Source organism: Shigella sp. FC1661 (genome assembly GCF_001712525.1).
In the GTDB taxonomy this organism is placed as follows: Bacteria; Pseudomonadota; Gammaproteobacteria; order Enterobacterales; family Enterobacteriaceae; genus Escherichia; species Escherichia coli.
In genome coordinates, this window is the sequence record NZ_MDGW01000598.1 from 1 (window position 1) to 15,710 (window position 15,710).

The window sequence follows — 15,710 nt, forward strand, 5'->3', positions numbered from 1 at the left end:
TTTACGCGTATGACAGGCTCCGGAAGACGGTTGTTGCGCACGTATTCGGTGAACGCACTATGGCGACGCTGGGGCGTCTTATGAGCTTGCTGTCACCCTTTGACGTGGTGATATGGATGACGGATGGCTGGCCACTGTATGAATCCCGCCTGAAGGGAAAGCTGCACGTAATCAGCAAGCGATATACGCAGCGAATTGAGCGGCATAACCTGAATCTGAGACAACATCTGGCAAGGCTGGGACGGAAGTCACTGTCGTTCTCAAAATCGGTGGAGCTGCATGACAAGGTCATCGGGCATTATCTGAACATAAAACACTATCAATAATTTGGAGTCATTACCGCCGGCTTCTACCTGTTTCTTCACACGGTCTTTGTTTTCCGGTTTCACCGCGAAATAATCTTCGAGGATCGCCGTTTGCCCGTCGAGTACGTAATATTTGTATTCGTTGTCCTGTTCCAGTCGGCACAGGATCTCTTCCATATTATTGACCAGCAGAATACGTGACTCTTCGGTGGTGAAATACCACTCTCGATCCCAGTGCATATGCGGGGTGATGTGAACGCGAGATACCGCTTTCATCGTCGTTTCCTTTTTGTTTATGGCATTACGCCATCAGTCAGATAGTTGCCATGCTTAACCGCGTGACGCCGCCAGATCAGGAGAATTGCAGTCGAGATTGCAGCCCCCACCAATGCCGCACCAAACCAGCCAATTGCCGCCATAACACCGCCCGCGCCATTATCATGAAGTAAAAAGAGCGAGAAAATGCCGGCACCGGGTGTCGAAAGGCCGATATTCATCGCACCGACAATAGCGCCCGTTACCATAGAGCCCAGCACAAACGAACCAATAACCCGCAGCGGATCTTCAATCGCCATCGGGATCGCCCCTTCGGTAATACCTGCCAGCCCTAACAGCCAGGTGGATTTCCCGGTCTCAATTTCAAACTCTTTAAACAGGCGCGGTGCGAGCATCGTGGAAGCGGTTACGGTAAATGCCGAAACCATTTTGACGGAGGCGAAAATGGCATACGGGCCGTAAACGCCGTTCGCCATTGCGCCCAGGCAGAATGCATAAGCGGCTTTGTTCACTGGCCCTCCAAGGTCAAAGGAACACATAAAACCGAAAATGGCACCCAGCAACAGCGCGTTACTTCCTGACAGACCGTTCAGCCAGGCGGTAAGCGAGTTATTGATCCATGCGACAGGTTCTCCCACCACAAACAGCATCAGACTGCCCGCTCCCAACGTACCGAGCACCGGGTAGAGATAAAAAGTCAGGAATCCATTGAATTTACTGCTAAGACGCAAGTGATTTTTCACCCAGCGCATCAAGTAACCGGCTATCAATCCGCCAACAACCGCGCCGAGAAACCCGGAGCCGATCATGTTGGCGGCAAGTCCAGCCGCAAAGCCTGGCGCTAACGCCGGTTTATCTGCCAGAGAATAGGCGGTATAGGCCGCGAGCACCGGTACCATCAAAATTCCGAGCAGCCCGCCGCCCAGCTTGCGGTACATCCACAGCCAGGAGTTTTCTTCATTAAACAGATCTTGTAGCCCGAAGATTTGCGACAGTAATACCGCGACCGCCAGCACCGTGCCCCCCGCGACAATCAACGGTACGGCAAAAGAGATTCCGCTCAACAGTGCCTGTTTCAGCTCCGTTTTGACACTTTTCACCGGTTGCGTATCTTGCTGTACGGTACGCGTCTCATCGCTACGCTTGAGGGTAAGCGCTTGTTGGATCAACGCTTCTGCATGGCGAATCGGCTCGGCAACAGGCACTGAAAGCGCGGGAATGCCATTAAAACGCTCACTCTCCTTGATGGCGACTTCAGCCGCAAAAATACAGGCGGTTGCACTATTGAGTTGATCCGCCGTTAAACGCCCTTCAATGCCGTTAGCGCCTTGTTTTTCAACGTAAACATTTACGCCGAGTTTGCGTCCGGCTTTTTCCAGATATTCCGCAGCCATATAGGTGTGAGCAATACCCGCCGGACAGGCCGTTACGCAGACGATAGTTGGCGCGTTGGAAAAAGAGGCAGAAGGTTGCGTGCCTCCCTTGTCATCCAGCGCCGAGAGCAACTCATCAGGCGTCGTCGCCGACTGTATACGCGCCCGAATCTCATCATCCGCAAGGCGCGTGGTCAGCGCTGTCAGCAGTTGCATATGCATAGTACCCGCTTCATTGGGGGGAATCGCCAGCAGCACCACTAAATCAACTGCTTCCGGGCCATCAACGCCTTCCCACTGAAGCGGCTCGCTGAGTGTGGCGACCGCAAACGCCGCTTCTTTTACCGCAGCAGTTTTGCCATGCGGCACAGCCAACCCTTCACCTAAGGCGGTCGGGCCAAGGCTTTCACGGCGATACACTTCTTCCAGAAATTGCTCAGTACTGGAAATTTTCCCCAGAGCAGCAAGACGTTGAGTCAACGCGTGGATGGCCTCTTCACGGCTGGTAAAGCGCGCATTCAGACGCAACGCATCGCGGTGGGTCAGAGTCGTCAGATTCATCATGATCCTCACTTGATCGTTTTTATAGTCGCGCCAGTGTGCCCGATAAAACAATACCATTATATGATCAATTTCACTTGATTGAAATTATTTGTATTGTATTTGCATTATTTACAGGATGAATTTATCGGGCATAATGGCTAAATTCGTATTAATGAGATACTAAAAATGGGACACAAGCCCTTATACCGGCAGATTGCCGATCGCATTCGTGAACAAATTGCGCGTGGCGAGCTTAAACCTGGCGATGCGTTACCCACTGAATCAGCGCTACAAACAGAGTTTGGCGTCAGCCGGGTTACGGTGCGTCAGGCTTTGCGCCAGCTAGTCGAGCAGCAGATCCTCGAAAGCATTCAGGGCAGCGGGACTTACGTCAAAGAAGAGCGGGTCAATTACGATATTTTTCAGTTAACCAGTTTTGATGAAAAACTGTCGGACCGTCACGTCGATACACACAGTGAAGTCCTGATATTTGAAGTGATTCCGGCTGACGATTTTCTTCAGCAACAGCTACAAATCACCGCGCAGGATCGTGTGTGGCATGTGAAGCGCGTGCGCTATCGCAAGCAAAAGCCAATGGCGCTGGAAGAAACCTGGATGCCGCTTGCGTTGTTCCCGGATCTCACCTGGCAGGTCATGGAAAATTCGAAATATCACTTTATTGAAGAAGTGAAGAAGATGGTTATCGATCGTAGCGAACAGGAAATCATTCCTCTGATGCCAACCGAAGAGATGAGCCGTCTGCTTAATATCAGCCAGACAAAGCCGATTCTTGAAAAAATATCGCGTGGATATTTAGTTGATGGTCGGGTGTTTGAATATAGCCGCAACGCTTTTAATACCGATGACTATAAATTTACCCTGATAGCGCAGCGAAAATCATCGCGATAAGCACAAAAAAGGCCATCATACGATGGCCAACCATGTCGAAACCGACAGCCCTTCGCCATTCCTGTAGAGGGAAGCGGCGAGGGCTATTTCTTATTACAGATATTTATTTCAGAACAGTTTTCAGTGCTTCACCGATATCCGCCAGGCTGCGAACGGTTTTCACGCCTGCGGCTTCCAGAGCAGCGAATTTCTCATCCGCAGTCCCTTTCCCACCGGCAATGATCGCACCCGCGTGGCCCATACGTTTGCCTTTCGGCGCAGTCACACCAGCGATGTAACCTACAACTGGCTTGGTAACGTGCTCTTTGATGTACGCTGCCGCTTCTTCTTCAGCGCTACCGCCGATCTCACCGATCATCACGATCGCTTCGGTCTGCGGATCTTTTTCGAACATTTCGAGGATGTCGATAAAGTTAGAGCCTGGGATCGGGTCACCGCCGATACCAACACAGGTCGACTGACCGAAACCGTAATCCGTGGTCTGTTTAACCGCTTCATAGGTCAGTGTACCGGAACGGGAAACGATACCCACTTTACCCGGTTTGTGAATGTGACCCGGCTGGATACCGATTTTGCATTCACCCGGAGTGATAACGCCCGGGCAGTTCGGGCCGATCATACGAACGCCGGCTTCGTCCAGTTTCACTTTCACAGTCAGCATATCCAGCGTCGGGATGCCTTCAGTGATGGTGATAATCAGTTTGATGCCTGCATCAATAGCTTCCAGAATGGAGTCTTTGCAGAACGGTGCTGGTACGTAGATAACAGAAGCGGTAGCGCCAGTAGCAGCAACAGCTTCACGCACGGTGTTGAACACCGGCAGGCCGAGGTGGGTAGTACCGCCTTTACCTGGGGTTACGCCGCCAACCATTTTAGTGCCGTATGCAATGGCCTGTTCTGAGTGGAAAGTCCCCTGGCTACCAGTAAAGCCCTGGCAGATAACCTTGGTGTTTTTATCAATTAAAATGGACATTATTTCCCCTCCACTGCGGCAACAACCTGCTGAGCTGCATCCGTCAGACCTTTTGCTGCAATAATATTCAGGCCGCTGTCAGCCAGTTTCTTCGCGCCGAGTTCGGCGTTGTTACCTTCCAGACGTACCACGACCGGTACGTTAACACCCACTTCTGCTACCGCGCCGATGATACCGTCAGCGATCAGGTCGCAACGAACGATACCGCCGAAGATGTTAACCAGAACGACTTTCACTTTGTCGTCAGAGAGGATGATTTTGAACGCTTCGGTTACACGTTCTTTGGTTGCGCCGCCGCCAACGTCAAGGAAGTTAGCCGGTTCGCCGCCGTGCAGTTTAACGATGTCCATCGTACCCATCGCCAGACCTGCGCCGTTAACCATACAACCGATGTTACCGTCCAGCGCAACGTAGTTCAGTTCCCACTGTGCAGCCTGTGCTTCACGCGGATCTTCCTGCGACTGGTCACGCATTTCGCGCAGATCAAGCTGGCGGAACAGTGCGTTGCCATCAGCGCCCAGTTTGCCGTCGAGGCAAATCAGATCACCCTGTTTGGTGATGACCAGCGGGTTGATTTCGATCAACGCCAGGTCGCGCTCTAGGAAAATGGTCGCCAGACCCATGAAGATTTTGGTGAACTGCTGAACCAGTTTACCTTCCAGACCCAGTTTGAACGCCAGCTCGCGTCCCTGATACGGCATCGGGCCTGTCAGCGGATCAAGCGCAACTTTATGGATCAGCTGCGGAGTTTCTTCCGCCACTTTTTCGATTTCCACGCCGCCTTCAGTGGAGGCCATAAAGACCACACGACGGGAACTACGGTCTACAACGGCACCGAGATACAGCTCTTTAGCAATATCGGTCGCTGCTTCAACCAGAATCTGGTTAACCGGTTGGCCATTGGCATCTGTTTGATACGTTACCAGACGCTTGCCGAGCCAATTTTCTGCAAAAGCACGGATGTCTTCTTTGCTGTTTACAACTTTCACACCGCCCGCTTTACCGCGGCCACCAGCGTGAACCTGACATTTCACTACCCACGGACCGGCACCGATTTTTGAAGCGGCTTCTTCTGCTTCGCGCGGAGTAGTACAGGCATAACCCACCGGTGCTGGTAAGCCATAGCGGGCAAAAAGTTGTTTTGCCTGATATTCATGTAAGTTCATGTGTTCTGTCCATCCTTCAGTAATCGTTATCTTTTAAACCGTAGACCGAATATTTCGTATCGCTTCCGGGCATTGTCGGTCACCTGTAGGCCCGATAAGACGCGTAAGTGTCGCATCAGGCATCGCTTGTCGGATGCGGCGCAAGCGCCTTATCCGACCTACATTGGTGCTTCCCGTAGGCCTGATAAGACGCGTTAAGCGTCGCATCAGGCTTCAATTGCCGGAGAAGGCGATAATGCCTTATCCTGTCTACAGTGCAGGTGAAACTTAAACTACTACACGTCCAGCAGCAGACGCGTCGGATCTTCCAGCAACTCTTTGATCGTTACCAGGAAGCCCACGGATTCGCGACCATCGATCAGACGGTGATCGTAGGACAGCGCCAGGTACATCATCGGCAGGATCTCAACCTGACCATTCACCGCCATCGGACGATCTTTGATAGCGTGCATACCCAGAATTGCGCTCTGCGGCGGGTTGATGATCGGCGTAGACATCAGGGAACCGAACACACCACCGTTGGTGATGGTGAAGTTACCACCGGTCAGATCTTCAACGGTCAGCTTGCCATCACGGCCTTTGACTGCCAGCTCTTTGATTTTCTTCTCGATGTCTGCCATGCCGAGGGTATCGACATCACGCAGAACCGGCGTCACCAGGCCGCGCGGCGTAGAAACCGCCATGCTGACGTCGAAATAGTTGTGGTAAACCACGTCATCGCCGTCGATAGAAGCATTCACTTCCGGGTAACGTTTCAGGGCTTCAACCACCGCTTTCACGTAGAAGGACATAAAGCCCAGACGGATGCCGTGGCGTTTTTCAAACGCTTCACCGTACTGCTTACGCAGATCCATAATCGGCTTCATGTTGACTTCGTTGAACGTGGTCAGCATGGCGGTGGAGTTTTTCGCTTCCAGCAGACGCTCTGCCACACGCTTACGCAGGCGAGTCATCGGGACACGTTTTTCACTACGTGCAGCCAGAGCCGGTTGCGCCGCCGGAGCAGCCGCTGCCGGTGCAGACTCTTTCGCCGGGGATTTCGCCAGATGTTTTTCCACATCTTCACGGGTCAGACGACCACCCACGCCGGTGCCTTTAATAGCGCTGGCGTCGAGGTTATGTTCAGCCAGCAAGCGACGGATCGCCGGGCTTAACGCATCGTTGTTTTGCTCTTCCAGAGACGCCTGCTGGCGTTGCGCCGGAGTGGACGCTTTCTCTTCAGATTTGGCGCTGGTTTCTTTACCGGCGCTGTTGCCTTCACGCAGGCGACCAAGGATCTGACGAGACGTTACGGTTGTACCTTCATCTTCCAGAACCGCATCCAGAATGCCGTCTGCTGATGCCGGTACTTCCAGTACCACTTTGTCAGTTTCGATTTCTACCAGCACTTCATCACGTACGACTGCGTCGCCGGGTTTTTTATGCCAGGTTGCGACGGTGGCATCGGCTACGGATTCAGGCAGGTCAGGGACCAGAATATCTACGCTACTCATTGTGTATCCTTTATTTATTCGACGTTCAGCGCGTCATTAACCAGATCTTGTTGCTGTTTCTGGTGAACGGACATATACCCTACCGCCGGAGAGGCGGAGGCCGGGCGGCCTGCATAACGCAGAGAAGCCCCAAACGGAATCACTTCACGGAAATGATGCTGGCTGCAGTACCATGCGCCCTGGTTGAGCGGCTCTTCCTGGCACCAGACAAAATCCTTGACGTGAGCAAACTGCTGCAACACTTCCTGCATCGCTTTATGCGGGAACGGGTAGAGTTGCTCGATACGCACAATGGCGACATCGTGTTGATTGTTCTTACGACGCTGTTCCAGCAGGTCGTAATAAACCTTACCAGAACACATCACTACGCGCTTCACGCCCTTCGGATCAAGCTCGTCGATTTCACCGATGGCTGGCAGGAAGGTGCCGTTCGCCAGTTCTTCGAGGCTGGAAACCGCCAGCGGATGACGCAGCAGGGATTTCGGCGACATCACGACCAGCGGACGACGCATCCCGCGCAGCGCCTGACGACGCAGCATGTGGTAAACCTGTGCCGGGGTAGACGGTACGCACACCTGCATGTTTTGCTCAGCACAAAGTTGCAGATAACGTTCCAGACGCGCGGAGGAGTGCTCCGGCCCCTGCCCTTCATAACCGTGCGGCAGCAACATCACCAGACCACACATCCGGCCCCATTTCTGTTCGCCAGAGGAGATGAACTGGTCGATAACCACCTGAGCACCGTTAGCGAAGTCACCGAACTGCGCTTCCCAGATGGTCAGAGTGCGTGGTTCTGCGGTGGCATAACCGTATTCAAACGCCAGCACTGCTTCTTCAGACAGTACGGAGTCCCAGACGCGGAACGCGCCCTGCCCGTTATGGATGTGTTGCAGCGGCGTGTAAGTGGAACCGTTAGACTGGTTGTGGATCACCGCGTGGCGGTGGAAGAAGGTACCGCGACCGGAGTCTTCACCCGACAGGCGAACCGGAATGCCTTCGTCAACCAGCGTGGCGTAAGCGAGGTTTTCCGCACCGCCCCAGTCGAACAGTTTCTCACCGGCAGCCATCGCCTGGCGATCGCCATAAATCTTGGCAACGCGAGACTGCATTTCAACTGCTTCCGGCACCGTGCTGATGCGTTTCGCCAGCTCCTGCAGGCGCTTCATCTCAACTTTGTTCGGGTACTCTTCGTCCCATTCGTGGTTGAGGTACGGCGACCAGGTGAAAGAGTGCATGTTCATCGGACGCCACTCTGCCACTACGCAATCGCCAGCATCCAGCGCATCGCGGTACAGGTTAACCATCTCGGTGGCATCTTCCAGCGTCGCCACTTTTTCCTGCTCCAGCTTGTCAGCGTAGATTTTGCGCGGTGTCGGATGTTTTTTGATTTTCTGATACATCAGCGGCTGGGTTGCGCTCGGCTCGTCGGCTTCGTTGTGGCCGTGACGGCGGTAGCACACCAGGTCGATGAAGACATCACGTTTAAAGGTGTTACGGAAATCGAGCGCCAGACGGGTCACAAAGGCAACGGCTTCCGGATCGTCCGCGTTAACGTGGAAAATCGGGGCCTGAACCATCTTACCGATATCAGTACAGTACGGCGTAGAACGGGCATCCAGCGGATTAGAGGTGGTGAAACCAACCTGGTTGTTGATAACGATACGTACCGTACCGCCAACTTCATAACCACGCGCTTTCGACATGTTCAGGGTTTCCTGAACCACGCCCTGCCCGGTCACTGCGGCGTCACCGTGGATGGTGATTGGCAGCACTTTGTTGCTGCTCGGCTCATCAAGTCTGTCCAGACGGGCACGAACAGAACCGATAACTACCGGGCTTACAATCTCAAGGTGAGACGGGTTAAACGCCAGCGCCAGGTGCACCAGGCCGCCATCGGTCTGGAAGTCAGACGAGAAGCCCATGTGGTATTTCACGTCACCCGTGCCGAGGTGTTCTTTATGTTTACCGGCGAACTCGTCGAACAAGTCTTGCGGTTTTTTACCCAGCACGTTCACCAGCACGTTCAGACGACCACGGTGCGCCATCCCGAGAACCACTTCGCGGGTGCCGCTGTTGCCAGCGTGGCGGATCATCTCTTTAAGCATCGGGATTAACGCGTCACCGCCTTCCAGCGAGAAGCGTTTTGCGCCAGGGAATTTTGCGCCGAGGTAACGTTCAAGGCCTTCAGCGGCGGTCAGTTCGCTTAAGAAGCGTTTTTTCTCTTCGCTATTGAAAGTCGCGCGACCAGACTCGATACGCTGTTGGATCCAGCGTTTTTCTTCGGTGCTGGTGATGTGCATATACTCGGCACCAATCGGGCCGCAGTAGGTTTGCTTGAGGGCTTCCAGCAGCTCGCCGAGTTTCATGGTTTCTTTGCCGCTGGCAAATGAACCGACGTTGAAGGTTTCCTGGAAGTCTGCTTCGGTCAGATCGTGGAAAGACGGATCCAGATCGGCCACTTTATCTTGCTGCCACAGTCCCAGCGGATCGAGATTCGCATGCTGGTGACCACGGAAGCGGTATGCGTTAATGAGCTGCAGGACTTTAACCTGCTTCACATTGGTGTCAGGGTCGGAGATCGTTGAAGAGTAACGTGAAGCGTCTTTCGCCAGGCGGCGGAAATATTCACGCGTTTGAGAGTGGAATTGATCCGGTTTGACTCCCGTACCAGGTAACTGCTGGAACGTCGAACGCCAGTTAGCGTCAACCGAGTCAGGATCGGTTAAGAAGTCTTCATAGAGCTGTTCTATCCAGCTCTGGTTTGCGCCAGAGAGGTAAGAAGAGTCCAACCAGGCTTTCAAAGCGCTGTTCTGCATCGTGATCCCTTAAGCATCTTTTTTATGCTTACTTCGCCGTGGATACTACCACGCACAGTGATGTGCGTGCCGGGGTTCACTTGCGAGCTCTTGTCTACGTAGTGGCTCGCGAAGGAACCTTTAAAAACTGTCTTAGTGTCAGGGGCAGTTTTTAAAGATTTCCTGCATTTCTTTGTTACGCCTGATGCGCTGCGCTTATCAGGCCTACGGGTAATGACTTGTAGGCCGGATAAGGCGTTCACGCCGCATCCGGCACTGGTTGCCTGATGCGACGCTTGCGCGTCTTATCAGGCCTACGGTTTACGCATTACGTTGCAACAACATCGACTTGATATGGCCGATGGCGCGCGTCGGGTTCAGCCCCTTCGGACATACACTGACGCAGTTCATGATGCTGTGACAGCGGAATACGCTGAATGCATCGCTCAAACCGTCGAGGCGGCTGTCAGTCTCGGTATCACGGCTATCGATCAGGAAACGATATGCCGCTAACAAGCCTGCCGGGCCGATAAACTTATCGGGATTCCACCAGAAAGACGGACAAGAGGTTGAACAACATGCGCAGAGAATACATTCATACAGCCCGTCGAGTTTTTCGCGCTGCTCTGGCATCTGTAAATGCTCGCGAGCTGGCGGATTTTGTCCATTATTCAACAGGTAAGGCTTAATTTTCTCATATTGCGCATAGAATTGTCCCATGTCTACCACCAAATCGCGGATCACCGGTAAACCTGGCAGCGGGCGAATCACAATCTTCTTGCCCGGCTGGTTGAGTGCCGAAATCGGGGTAATACAGGCCAGACCATTCTTGCCGTTCATGTTCAGACCGTCGGAACCGCACACACCTTCACGACAGGAGCGGCGGAACGACAGGCTGGGATCTTTCTCTTTCAGCTGGATAAGCGCATCCAGCAGCATCATGTCGCGACCTTCTTCCGCTTCCAGGGTGTAATCCTGCATACGCGGAGCATCATCAACATCCGGGTTATAGCGATAAATTGAAAACTCGAGTCTCATTTTCCTGTCTCCGCATTAGTAAGTACGAATCTTCGGCGGGAATGCCGGGCGCAGTTTCGGTTCCATGTTGACGCTTCGGCGCGTCATGGATTCCGACTCTGGCAGATACAGGGAGTGGCACAGCCAGTTTTCATCATCACGATCCGGGAAGTCGAAGCGGCTATGCGCGCCACGGCTTTCGGTACGGAAGTTGGCAGAAACAGCCGTTGCATACGCCGTTTCCATCAGGTTATCCAGTTCCAGGCACTCAACGCGCTGGGTGTTGAACTCGCTGGAAGTGTCATCCAGACGGGCATTTTTCAGACGCTCGCGGATAACTTTCAACTGCTCAAGCCCTTTCGCCATCGCATCACCTTCACGGAAGACCGAGAAGTTATGCTGCATACATTCTTGCAGCGCTTTACGAATCGCCACCGGATCTTCACCATTACGATTATTGTTCCAGCGGTTCAGACGATCCAGAGATGCTTCAACATCAGACTCGCTGGCATCGCGCAATGCGCCCTGCTCGGCGATAGACTCTTGCAGATGCAGACCTGCCGCACGACCAAAGACCACCAGGTCCAGCAGCGAGTTGCCGCCCAGACGGTTAGCGCCGTGTACCGATACACAAGCGATTTCACCAACGGCAAACAGTCCCGGAACAACCACATCTTCGCCTTTCTCATTCACAGTCAGCGCCTGACCGGTCACTTTGGTCGGAATACCGCCCATCATGTAATGACAGGTTGGGATAACCGGGATCGGCTCTTTCACCGGATCGACGTGAGCGAAGGTACGGGAGAGTTCCAGGATGCCCGGCAGACGGGATTCGAGAACTTCTTTACCCAGGTGGTCGAGTTTCAGTTTCGCGTGTGGCCCCCACGGACCATCACAGCCGCGACCTTCACGGATTTCGATCATGATGGAACGCGCCACCACATCACGGCCCGCCAGGTCTTTGGCGTTCGGCGCATAACGCTCCATAAAGCGTTCGCCATGTTTGTTCAGCAGATAACCGCCTTCACCACGGCAACCTTCGGTGACCAGTACGCCCGCACCGGCAATACCGGTCGGGTGGAACTGCCACATTTCCATATCCTGCACCGGTACGCCTGCGCGGATAGCCATGCCGACGCCGTCGCCAGTGTTAATGTGGGCGTTAGTGGTGGACTGATAAATACGCCCTGCCCCGCCAGTCGCCAGCACGGTAGCGCGGGCTTTGAAATAAACCACTTCACCAGTTTCGATGCACAGTGCAGTACAACCCACCACCGCGCCATCCTGGTTCTTCACCAGATCCAGCGCATACCACTCGGAGAAAATGGTGGTGTGGTTTTTCAGGTTCTGCTGATAAAGCGTGTGCAACAGTGCGTGACCGGTACGGTCAGCCGCCGCCGCAGTGCGTGCCGCCTGCTCGCCGCCGAAGTTTTTCGACTGACCGCCAAACGGACGTTGATAGATACGACCATCATCAAGACGCGAGAACGGCAGGCCCATGTGTTCGAGTTCCAGAATCGCTTCCGGCCCGGTTTTACACATATATTCAATCGCGTCCTGGTCACCGATATAGTCCGACCCTTTTACGGTGTCGTACATATGCCATTCCCAGTTATCTTCATGGGTATTACCCAGCGCAACGGTAATGCCGCCTTGCGCAGAAACGGTATGGGAACGGGTCGGGAAGACTTTAGAGAGCAGCGCACAGGTCTGGCCGCTCTGGGAAATTTGCAGCGCCGCGCGCATACCTGCGCCACCGGCACCAATCACAACTGCATCAAATTCTCTGACTGGCAATTTCATCACACACCCCACACCACAACGAATCCATAAATCACGTAAACCACCAGTGCAACGACAATCACCAGTTGCAGCATCAGGCGCAATGCCAGCGGTTTAGCGTAGTCGGTCAACACCTGCCACATGCCGATCCAGGCATGAATCAAGATAGAAAACAGCGCCAGCAGGGTGAACACTTTGGTGAACGCAGAGGCGAAGAAACCGATCCAGACTTCATATGTCAGTTCGCCACTGGTGGCGAAAAAACCGACCATATAAATGATGTAGAGCGTCAGGACGATAGCGGTAGCGCGAACGAGGATGAAATCATGTACGCCATTGCGTCCTAATGCGGAGGCGTTGCTTACCATACGAGGACTCCTGCGAGAAGTGAAAGCACGACAGTAATAACAAAGGAGATTTTGGCGGAGCGTTTACCCGCTTCGAATGTTTCTTCCAGATAGCCAAAATCCATCATCATGTGGCGAATACCTACGACGACGTGATACGCCAGAGCGGTAAGGATGCCCCACATGATAAATTTGACGAAGAAGCTGCCCATAATCGCGGAAGCTTGCTCGAAACCTTCAGGGGAAGAGAGGCTGGTACCCAGAAGCCACAGCAGGATGCCCACTGCAACAAAGGTGATCACACCGGAAACGCGATGGAGAATGGACGCTATCGCCGTGATGGGGAACCGGATGGTCTGTAGGTCCAGATTAACAGGTCTTTGTTTTTTCACATTTCTTATCATGAATAACGCCCACATGCTGTTCTTATTATTCCCTGGGGACTACGGGCACAGAGGTTAACTTTCTGTTACCTGGAGACGTCGGGATTTCCTTCCTCCGGTCTGCTTGCGGGTCAGACAGCGTCCTTTCTATAACTGCGCGTCATGCAAAACACTGCTTCCAGATGCGAAAACGACACGTTACAACGCTGGGTGGCTCGGGATTGCAGGGTGTTCCGGAGACCTGGCGGCAGTATAGGCTGTTCACAAAATCATTACAATTAACCTACATATAGTTTGTCGGGTTTTATCCTGAACAGTGATCCAGGTCACGATAACAACATTTATTTAATTTTTAATCATCTAATTTGACAATCGCTCAACAAAGTTGTTACAAACATTACCAGGAAAAGCATATAATGCGTAAAAGTTATGAAGTCGGTATTTCACCTAAGATTAACTTATGTAACAGTGTGGAAGTATTGACCAATTCATTCGGGACAGTTATTAGTGGTAGACAAGTTTAATAATTCGGATTGCTAAGTACTTGATTCGCCATTTATTCGTCATCAATGGATCCTTTACCTGCAAGCGCCCAGAGCTCTGTACCCAGGTTTTCCCCTCTTTCACAGAGCGGCGAGCCAAATAACAAACGGGTAAAGCCAGGTTGATGTGCGAAGGCAAATTTAAGTTCCGGCAGTCTTACGCAATAAGGCGCTAAGGAGACCTTAAATGGCTGATACAAAAGCAAAACTCACCCTCAACGGGGACACAGCTGTTGAACTGGATGTGCTGAAAGGCACGCTGGGTCAAGATGTTATTGATATCCGTACTCTCGGTTCAAAAGGTGTGTTCACCTTTGACCCAGGCTTCACTTCAACCGCATCCTGCGAATCTAAAATTACTTTTATTGATGGTGATGAAGGTATTTTGCTGCACCGCGGTTTCCCGATCGATCAGCTGGCGACCGATTCTAACTACCTGGAAGTTTGTTACATCCTGCTGAATGGTGAAAAACCGACTCAGGAACAGTATGACGAATTTAAAACTACGGTGACCCGTCATACCATGATCCACGAGCAGATTACCCGTCTGTTCCACGCTTTCCGTCGCGACTCACATCCAATGGCAGTCATGTGTGGTATTACCGGCGCGCTGGCGGCGTTCTATCACGACTCGCTGGATGTTAACAATCCTCGTCATCGTGAAATTGCCGCGTTCCGCCTGCTGTCGAAAATGCCGACCATGGCCGCGATGTGTTACAAGTATTCCATTGGTCAGCCATTTGTTTATCCGCGCAACGATCTCTCCTATGCCGGTAACTTCCTGAATATGATGTTCTCCACGCCGTGCGAACCGTATGAAGTTAATCCGATTCTGGAACGTGCTATGGACCGTATTCTGATCCTGCACGCTGACCATGAACAGAACGCCTCTACCTCCACCGTGCGTACCGCTGGCTCTTCGGGTGCGAACCCGTTTGCCTGTATCGCAGCAGGTATTGCTTCACTGTGGGGACCTGCGCACGGTGGTGCTAACGAAGCGGCGCTGAAAATGCTGGAAGAAATTAGCTCCGTTAAACACATTCCGGAATTTGTTCGTCGTGCGAAAGATAAAAATGATTCTTTCCGCCTGATGGGCTTCGGTCACCGCGTGTACAAAAATTACGACCCGCGCGCCACCGTAATGCGTGAAACCTGCCATGAAGTTCTGAAAGAGCTGGGCACCAAAGATGACCTGCTGGAAGTGGCTATGGAGCTGGAAAACATCGCGCTGAACGACCCGTACTTTATCGAGAAGAAACTGTACCCGAACGTCGATTTCTACTCTGGTATCATCCTGAAAGCGATGGGTATTCCGTCTTCCATGTTCACCGTCATTTTCGCAATGGCACGTACCGTTGGCTGGATCGCCCACTGGAGCGAAATGCACAGTGACGGTATGAAGATTGCCCGTCCGCGTCAGCTGTATACAGGATATGAAAAACGCGACTTTAAAAGCGATATCAAGCGTTAATGGTTGATTGCTAAGTTGTAAATATTTTAACCCGCCGTTCAAATGGCGGGTTAATTTTTATATGCCTAAACACAAAAAATTGTAAAAATAAAATCCACTATCGGACATTCATATATTCTAAAAAAGGTAATGCTGCCAACTTACTGATTTAGTGTATGATGGTGATTTTAAGGTGCTTGCGTGGCTTCCATTTCCATCAGATGTCCTTCCTGCTCCTCTACTGAAGGCGTGGTGCGTAACGGCAAAAGCACTGCCGGACATCAGCGCTATCTCTGCTCTCATTGCCGTAAAACATGGCAACTACAGTTCACTTACACCGCCTCTCAGCCCGGTAC

13 protein-coding genes and 2 pseudogenes are annotated in these 15,710 nt (G+C 52.5%); 5 read left to right on the forward strand and 10 right to left on the reverse strand.

Features of this window, described 5'->3' with window-relative positions; translation table 11 throughout:
* Positions 1-326 (forward strand): annotated as a pseudogene (locus BFF42_RS25260) (IS1-like element IS1B family transposase); the annotation flags it as partial.
* A 15-nt stretch (positions 327-341) separates the two neighbouring features.
* Here the strand turns inward: BFF42_RS25260 and BFF42_RS25265 are convergent.
* Together BFF42_RS25265 and mngA are read right to left on the reverse strand one after the other, a co-directional pair.
* Positions 342-581, reverse strand: a pseudogene (locus BFF42_RS25265) (glycoside hydrolase family 38 N-terminal domain-containing protein); the annotation flags it as partial.
* A 17-nt stretch (positions 582-598) separates the two neighbouring features.
* Positions 599-2,515 (reverse strand): PTS 2-O-a-mannosyl-D-glycerate transporter subunit IIABC, encoded by a 1,917-nt coding sequence (mngA, locus tag BFF42_RS25270; RefSeq protein WP_005024514.1) that lies wholly within the window; start codon positions 2,513-2,515, stop codon positions 599-601.
* A gap of 168 nt (positions 2,516-2,683) precedes the next feature.
* Here mngA and mngR point away from each other — a divergent pair, with 168 nt between their 5' ends.
* Positions 2,684-3,406, forward strand: coding sequence for a mannosyl-D-glycerate transport/metabolism system transcriptional repressor MngR (gene mngR / locus BFF42_RS25275; RefSeq protein ID WP_039059083.1), 723 nt, complete (start codon positions 2,684-2,686; stop codon positions 3,404-3,406).
* Between the two features lie 103 nt (positions 3,407-3,509).
* On the opposite strand, the gene sucD is transcribed toward mngR, so the two are convergent.
* From sucD to sdhC, 8 genes are all read right to left on the reverse strand, one after another.
* Entirely contained in the window at positions 3,510-4,379 is an 870-nt protein-coding gene (gene sucD, locus BFF42_RS25280) for a succinate--CoA ligase subunit alpha (protein WP_000025458.1), read from the reverse strand.
* Positions 4,379-5,545, reverse strand: a complete 1,167-nt coding sequence (gene sucC / locus BFF42_RS25285) for an ADP-forming succinate--CoA ligase subunit beta (RefSeq protein WP_001048611.1) — start codon at positions 5,543-5,545, stop codon at positions 4,379-4,381. The genes sucD and sucC overlap by 1 nt, the downstream gene beginning before the upstream one ends.
* 275 nt (positions 5,546-5,820) lie before the next feature.
* A complete protein-coding gene (gene odhB / locus BFF42_RS25290) occupies positions 5,821-7,038 on the reverse strand; it encodes a 2-oxoglutarate dehydrogenase complex dihydrolipoyllysine-residue succinyltransferase (protein WP_000099841.1) in 1,218 nt (405 codons plus the stop codon).
* Positions 7,039-7,052: 14 nt separating this feature from the next.
* A complete protein-coding gene (sucA, locus tag BFF42_RS25295) occupies positions 7,053-9,854 on the reverse strand; it encodes a 2-oxoglutarate dehydrogenase E1 component (protein WP_001181473.1) in 2,802 nt (933 codons plus the stop codon).
* Positions 9,855-10,154: 300 nt separating this feature from the next.
* Positions 10,155-10,871 carry a succinate dehydrogenase iron-sulfur subunit SdhB gene (gene sdhB / locus BFF42_RS25300; protein ID WP_001235263.1) on the reverse strand — a complete coding sequence of 239 codons (717 nt, stop codon included), beginning with the start codon at positions 10,869-10,871 and terminating at the stop codon, positions 10,155-10,157.
* 15 nt (positions 10,872-10,886) lie between these two features.
* Complete coding sequence (gene sdhA, locus BFF42_RS25305; protein ID WP_000775540.1) at positions 10,887-12,653, reverse strand: succinate dehydrogenase flavoprotein subunit; 1,767 nt, start codon at positions 12,651-12,653, stop codon at positions 10,887-10,889.
* Positions 12,653-13,000 (reverse strand): succinate dehydrogenase membrane anchor subunit, encoded by a 348-nt coding sequence (gene sdhD / locus BFF42_RS25310; protein WP_000254361.1) that lies wholly within the window; start codon positions 12,998-13,000, stop codon positions 12,653-12,655. The genes sdhA and sdhD overlap by 1 nt, the downstream gene beginning before the upstream one ends.
* Positions 12,994-13,398, reverse strand: coding sequence for a succinate dehydrogenase cytochrome b556 subunit (gene sdhC, locus BFF42_RS25315; protein ID WP_000263347.1), 405 nt, complete (start codon positions 13,396-13,398; stop codon positions 12,994-12,996). Before sdhC ends, sdhD begins: the two co-directional genes overlap by 7 nt.
* 380 nt (positions 13,399-13,778) lie before the next feature.
* Here sdhC and BFF42_RS25320 point away from each other — a divergent pair, with 380 nt between their 5' ends.
* From BFF42_RS25320 to BFF42_RS25330, 3 genes are all read left to right on the forward strand, one after another.
* Positions 13,779-13,886 (forward strand): hypothetical protein, encoded by a 108-nt coding sequence (locus BFF42_RS25320; protein WP_001305582.1) that lies wholly within the window; start codon positions 13,779-13,781, stop codon positions 13,884-13,886.
* A 205-nt stretch (positions 13,887-14,091) separates the two neighbouring features.
* Positions 14,092-15,375 carry a citrate synthase gene (gltA, locus tag BFF42_RS25325; protein WP_000785834.1) on the forward strand — a complete coding sequence of 428 codons (1,284 nt, stop codon included), beginning with the start codon at positions 14,092-14,094 and terminating at the stop codon, positions 15,373-15,375.
* Positions 15,376-15,555: 180 nt separating this feature from the next.
* Positions 15,556-15,710 (forward strand): IS1 family transposase (locus tag BFF42_RS25330; protein ID WP_146759079.1); only part of this gene is annotated, 155 nt, incomplete at its 3' end.

Coding starts and splice junctions, on each gene's coding strand:
- odhB (WP_000099841.1), bottom strand. CDS start 7,038: ATGAGTAGCGTAGATATTCTGGTCCCTGACCTGCCTGAATCCGTAGCC.
- sdhA (WP_000775540.1), bottom strand. CDS start 12,653: ATGAAATTGCCAGTCAGAGAATTTGATGCAGTTGTGATTGGTGCCGGT.
- sdhC (WP_000263347.1), bottom strand. CDS start 13,398: ATGTGGGCGTTATTCATGATAAGAAATGTGAAAAAACAAAGACCTGTT.
- mngR (WP_039059083.1), top strand. CDS start 2,684: ATGGGACACAAGCCCTTATACCGGCAGATTGCCGATCGCATTCGTGAA.
- BFF42_RS25320 (WP_001305582.1), top strand. CDS start 13,779: ATGCGTAAAAGTTATGAAGTCGGTATTTCACCTAAGATTAACTTATGT.
- sucC (WP_001048611.1), bottom strand. CDS start 5,545: ATGAACTTACATGAATATCAGGCAAAACAACTTTTTGCCCGCTATGGC.
- mngA (WP_005024514.1), bottom strand. CDS start 2,515: ATGAATCTGACGACTCTGACCCACCGCGATGCGTTGCGTCTGAATGCG.
- sdhD (WP_000254361.1), bottom strand. CDS start 13,000: ATGGTAAGCAACGCCTCCGCATTAGGACGCAATGGCGTACATGATTTC.
- sucD (WP_000025458.1), bottom strand. CDS start 4,379: ATGTCCATTTTAATTGATAAAAACACCAAGGTTATCTGCCAGGGCTTT.
- gltA (WP_000785834.1), top strand. CDS start 14,092: ATGGCTGATACAAAAGCAAAACTCACCCTCAACGGGGACACAGCTGTT.
- sdhB (WP_001235263.1), bottom strand. CDS start 10,871: ATGAGACTCGAGTTTTCAATTTATCGCTATAACCCGGATGTTGATGAT.
- sucA (WP_001181473.1), bottom strand. CDS start 9,854: ATGCAGAACAGCGCTTTGAAAGCCTGGTTGGACTCTTCTTACCTCTCT.